Origin of the sequence: Brevibacillus soli (assembly GCF_044759095.2) — a bacterium.
In the GTDB taxonomy this organism is placed as follows: Bacteria; Bacillota; Bacilli; order Brevibacillales; family Brevibacillaceae; genus JBIYSM02.
This window is the reverse complement of record NZ_JBIYSM020000086.1, coordinates 1-5,557: the sequence shown is the minus strand read 5'-3', so window position 1 is coordinate 5,557 and position 5,557 is coordinate 1. Positions and strand designations below refer to the sequence as shown.

Annotated in this window: 4 protein-coding genes; all 4 read left to right on the top strand. The window is 52.2% G+C overall.

What is annotated here, in order from left to right:
* Nucleotides 1-238: 238 nt before the first annotated feature.
* The 4 genes from ACE99V_RS20065 to ACE99V_RS20050 all read left to right on the top strand — a co-directional run bounded on the left by ACE99V_RS20065 (nucleotide 239) and on the right by ACE99V_RS20050 (nucleotide 5,086).
* Nucleotides 239-1,663 (top strand): UDP-N-acetylmuramoyl-tripeptide--D-alanyl-D-alanine ligase, encoded by a 1,425-nt coding sequence (locus ACE99V_RS20065; protein ID WP_400489803.1) that lies wholly within the window; start codon nucleotides 239-241, stop codon nucleotides 1,661-1,663.
* Nucleotides 1,587-2,348 (top strand): YheC/YheD family protein, encoded by a 762-nt coding sequence (locus tag ACE99V_RS20060; RefSeq protein WP_400489802.1) that lies wholly within the window; start codon nucleotides 1,587-1,589, stop codon nucleotides 2,346-2,348. The genes ACE99V_RS20065 and ACE99V_RS20060 overlap by 77 nt, the downstream gene beginning before the upstream one ends.
* Nucleotides 2,349-2,542: 194 nt before the next feature.
* Entirely contained in the window at nucleotides 2,543-3,490 is a 948-nt protein-coding gene (locus ACE99V_RS20055) for a C40 family peptidase (protein WP_400489801.1), read from the top strand.
* Nucleotides 3,491-3,601: 111 nt separating this feature from the next.
* On the top strand, nucleotides 3,602-5,086 hold the full coding sequence (locus ACE99V_RS20050) for a recombinase family protein (RefSeq protein WP_400489800.1): 1,485 nt from the start codon (nucleotides 3,602-3,604) through the stop codon (nucleotides 5,084-5,086).
* Nucleotides 5,087-5,557: the final 471 nt, after the last annotated feature.

Here is a 5,557-nt window from a genome sequence, read left to right as displayed (position 1 = left end):
TCTAATCAGATAGAGTCGCAGCAGCGGCTCTTTTTTTTTAAAACACGACACCCGTTTGACAGTAAAATGGAGATTTTCATGTCAAACGGGTTGCGCGCAGCAGCCTGCCAGAGGTGCCACAGTGATGGGACAAATGCGGACAATCCATAGAAGATAATGGTCTATACGGGCAGGAAGAGGTGTACATAAAATGGTTCAGCGCGGTGTAATTCTTTGAACGGGGAGGGGGGAGAGTAGATTGAAGAGGATACGAGCAAAATACCGTCCAGCACGAAAAAAGAGACGAAAAATCCTTCGTGCAAAAACGGCGCCTCAACGTCCGCGTAGGGCACTGCGTGTCATACAAGGAAAAATGCCCGGTCAACGTGCCGTACTCGTAAGAACCATCAAGCATTCGGTGCAGGAAGGCCAGGTTGGACGTGCGAAAGTGGGCAGCGGGAAAGTGAGAACAAAGGTCCTGCGAAGACCGAACATTCTGCCACATGTGATTGTCGCCGTTACCGGGAGCGCTGGGAAAACCACGACAAAGGAAATGATTGCTTCTATTCTGCGGAAACGCTGGCCGATCTACAAGTCGGAGGGAAATCAGAACTACATTGGAAATACTCGTCGCAGCGCGAGGAGAATTCGCTCCGAGCATCAAGCGGCGGTTTTGGAATTCGGTATCTTGCGCAGAGGCAACCTTCAGAAACACTGCAGTATCCTCCAGCCTTCCATAGGAGTGATCACCAACATTGGCACCGCGCACGTCGGCAATTTCGGCAGTTCCATAAACGGAGTCGCTCTGGCGAAGTCTGAACTTATCCGTTACATGAAACCGTCAGGACTGGTTTTTCTCAATGCCGATTGTCCCTATTCCATAAAATTCCAATCACAGCCTTACCGGGGGCGTTTTGCCGGTACATTCATCAGCGTAGGGGTTCAGAATCCGGCTGGGTACCAAGGGTACAACATCCGTTATGAGGGTAACGGGATGCGGTTTGAATGCAAGCTGAACCGGATATCTTATTCCTTTTTTATTCCGGTGCAAGGAGAACACAACATTTCGAATGCGTTATTGGCAATCGCTGTCACCCATACGCTGGGGTTTGCTCCCGACGTCATACAGGAAGGCCTGCGCACATTCTACCGCCCGCACCGCAGATTTATGACCCATGAATACAACGGAATCAAAATTATTGACGATACGTACAGCGCCAATCCCGCCGCGATGAAAGCTGCACTCAACGTGCTGGACGAGACCAGCAAGGGAACCAACGTGGCCGTACTGGGCTCCATGCTGGAGCTTGGAAGATACACCGTAGAAGGGCATGAAGATGTTGGGAGACATCTGGCGCAGAAGAAAGTGGATTTTCTCTATACTCTCGGCAATCATGCCAGATCCATCGCTGATGGAGCGATCAGAGCCGGTTTTCCAAAGTATCGTGTACAGCACTGTGTGAGAAGGGGGGAGCTTCACCGCTTGTTGACCAAACTGATGAAACCAAACACGACCTTTCTCGTGAAAGGGTCTAACAAAATGAAAATGAATGGGACAGCAAATTTTCTGCGAACGGTGGCGGCGAAACAACCGAAGGGGGTGAGTCATGAGCAGCCAACGACTGTTGAAACCGCGGCGAAAACCTCTGTTACGGGCATACAGCAGCAAGATAAACAAGTATAACCGGATTCGGGCGCATCCGCAGCTGGTTGCCTGCCTTCCGGATACATCCGTTTATGCTCCTGGACTTCTGTCCCGTTTTTTGCAGAAGTACAAGACTGTGTTTGTCAAACCGGACGGGGGGTTTGGTGGCATAGGAGTGATTGGTCTGCGGCAGTCAAATGGGAAGATTAAAGCCCTTCACCAGAAGAGACATCTGACCTTCCGTGATTGTGGGGAAGCAGACGAATGGCTGAAGCGGTTCTTCCTCAGACGGCGTTATGTGATACAACAAGGGATTGACCTGCTCCCCCTGGGCGGCCGACCTGTTGACATTCGCACGATCGTACAAAAGAACAGACGGGGGACCTGGGCAGTTACCGGGATGTTTGCGAAGGTCGCGCCAAAGGGAAAAGTAGTGACCAACGTAAAAGCCGGCGGACGTGTCATATCTGTGGGGCGGTATCTGACGGGGAGCGGGCTGACGGTTAGACAACGGGCCCAGGTATTGCGGAAGCTGAATCGTCTGTCGGTGCAGATCAGCAAGTCAATGGCGAGAACCTACCGCAATACGCTCTACGCCCTCGATCTGGGAGTGGACCGCAATGCCCGGGTGTGGCTGATCGAGGTCAACACACATCCCAGTCTCCGAGTCCTACTCCAAGTAAGCCGTTCGATGTATCTCCGGACGATCCGCTATCGCCGGTAAATGAGGAAGAGCTCTTGCTGCGACTGGGAGCAAGAGCTTTTTTTCCGCCTTTCTGCCATGCGTGCGTCTCTGGGACTATGTAATCAAATCCTTCATTGGAAAGTTTTGCAGCCTTATAACCTTTCCTCCCTTACATTAAAATGGATGCATACCCATGATGATGGGAAAAACATCACAGCCAGGAGGAGAACAAAGTGACGAAACGAGATTGGTTACGTAAGTCATCGATGGCCGTCATGTTAGGTGCATCCTTGTTGATGTTCGCTGAAGGTGGACAAGCTGCCATTGCCCCTTCTGAAAAAGCGGCCGAAGTGGTATCACTGGCAAAATCACAGTTAGGCAAGGATTACACCTACGGTGCGGAGGGGCCTGCCTCTTTTGGTTCCGCCGGACTGGCTACCTACATATTTGGAAAAGTGGGTATCACGATCGATGATACCATCGCCGAACTGTATCGGACCGGTAAAGCGGTAGCAAAAAGCGATCTTAAGGCTGGGGATCTTGTTTTCTTCTCATCCAGCGGTGCCGGCGCACCTACCTTTATGGGGATCTACATCGGAGACAACAAGTTCATTTACTCGTCGATGAGCGAAGACAAGGTGGTTCAGAAGACTTTTTCCGATTACAGCCACAAGTTTCTGGGGGCTCGTCGCTTCCTGACAGAAGGAACAACTCAACAGCCTGCACCAGCTCCGCGTACCATTGGGGACAAAGTGGTCGCGGCCGGACTGAAATACCTGGGTACGCCGTATGAATACGGTTCCAGCCGCTCCACCAAAACGACCATGGACTGCTCAGAATTCGTCATGTGGGCGTACAAAGAGGGGGCGGGAATCGACCTGGGACGCAGCGGTGCCCAATCGCATGCAAGATATGTGAAAGAGCACGGGACCTATACCTATGATATCAACAAGCTGCAAAAAGGCGACATCGTCTTTTTCATGAGCTACCGCGGCTGGAGAGAATCGGATTACAACGGAATAAACCCGCGTAATTACAGCATTACACACGAAGCCATCTACATGGGTGACGGCAAATTGCTGCACACCTTTTCAAAAGAATCTGGCGGCGTGAAAATTACCAACTTCAAAGACACGCACTGGGAATGGCGCTTTATTATGGGCGGACGCCCGTACAAATAACCTGTCTATTCCAAAGAGGGACGACAACGCGATTGTCGCCCTCTTTTTGTTTGACCCTTCTGTCAAGAAAACAAGCCATGCCGGCATATCCTCTTGGCAGGAGGGAGCTCGATGATTGCGATCTACGCCAGAGTAAGCACAGAGGAGCAGGCCAGAAGCGGTTTCAGTCTCACTGACCAGCTGCGTGAGTGCCGGAACAAGGCGGGGACAAACGAAGTTGCGGAATACGTGGACGAAGGCATCTCCGGAGAGTTTTTGGATCGTCCACAGCTAGCCAGGCTGCGGCAGGACATACGGTCTGGAATCATTCACAAGGTAATTTGTCTGGATCCTGACCGGCTCTCACGAAAACTGATGCATCAGCTGCTGATCACCGATGAGTGGGACAGACATGGTGTTGAACTGCAGTTTGTCAACGGTGAGTATGCCAAAACACCCGAGGGTACATTGTTTTACAGCATGCGGGGGGCCATTGCGGAATTTGAAAAGGCCAAAATCAACGAACGAATGAGCAGGGGGCGGCGGGAAAAAGCAAGACAAGGAAGGGTACTCCGCGATTTTCATATGTACGGATACGATTACGATAAAGAGACGGAACAACTGACGGTAAACGAGCAGGAAGCCCAGGTGATTCGGCTTGTATTTCGTCTGTTTACTCAACCTGATCGGGATGTGCAGGGCATGAACGGCATCGCCCGTTACCTGACGGAAGCTGGCATTCCCACCAAGCGCGGCGCGAAAGTCTGGCACCGGCAGGTCGTTCGCCAGATGCTGGCCAACCGCGCCTACATCGGGGAGTTTTTTCAAAACCGCTGGAACACGGAAGGGGTGCTGGCCAACAAGCACAAGCCGCCCGGAGAGCGGCAGCCGGCGCGTCCGCGCCCGATCGAGGAGTGGATTTCCCTGCCCTGCCCCGCCATCGTAGACAGACAACTGTTCGAACACGCCCAGCAGCTGCTTCAGATGTCGCGCCGCCGCTGGTCCGGTACCCAGACAAACCGCTACCTGTTGAGCGGATTGGTCCGCTGCGGACTGTGCGGGCAAACCATGACAGGACGTCAGGCCAAGCATTGGGGGAAACAGGTGCGTTTCTACACCGATCGAAAACAACCCGCCGGAACAAAAACTACCGGTTGCGGACAAAAGATCAATGGTTTCCTGCTGGAGGAAGCAGTCTGGAACCGAGTGAAAGAGTGGATATGTGATGCGGAGGCGATCGCCGCAGCTGCAGCCTTGCGCGAGACTGAATACGGACAGGAAGAACTGTCCGTTCTGGAGAAAGAGTTGGAAAAAACAAAAGAGGGGACGAGACGATTGCTTGCCCTTTACGCGGAAGGGGCGGAATGGGTGGAAGAAGAACTGCATCAGGCCCTGCGGGAGAGAAAGGAAAAAGAAGAGAAACTCAGTTTCCGAATCTCCGAGTACCGTCGCCAGCAGAGGAGTTACGAACATCAGTTGTCGATGGAGGAAATCATACCCTGCTGTCTGGCCGATGCCGAAGAAGAGCTCTCGACAGATGAAAAACGGGAGCTGATTCGTTGTCTGGTGCAAGAAATCAGGGTCTATCCTGATCGGGTGGAGATTGGTTCCTTTTAGCCTCCCGATGGGAAAATGGTCATATGCTGCGGGACGGGCGCACATGCCATCCTATTGATACCTGCATCTCTTAATAGGAGACTTGCAGGAGGTGAAAACATCATGTCCTATCCCTATCCACCAGGCGGCTTCCAACCTTCTCCGCCAGGTCCTCCCCCCGGCAGAACTCCGGTACCCAGGCAATTGGAATCAAGATTCCTTCCCATACCCCCTCGCGCGTTTCTCCCCTGCTTTTACCGTTACACCTTTGTCTTGTTGCGCAACGGAAACTCGTTCTGGTTCTATCCGTTTACCATTGATCGCTTCTCCAATACAGTCGTGGGTTACCGCTGGAGAAGGAACAGGTGGGAAGTATACAGCCTTTCGCCAAGACGTGTCATTTACTTTACCTGCTTCTAATCAGATAGAGTCGCAGCAGCGGCTCTTTTTTTTTAAAACACGACACCCGTTTGACAGTAAAATGGAGATTTT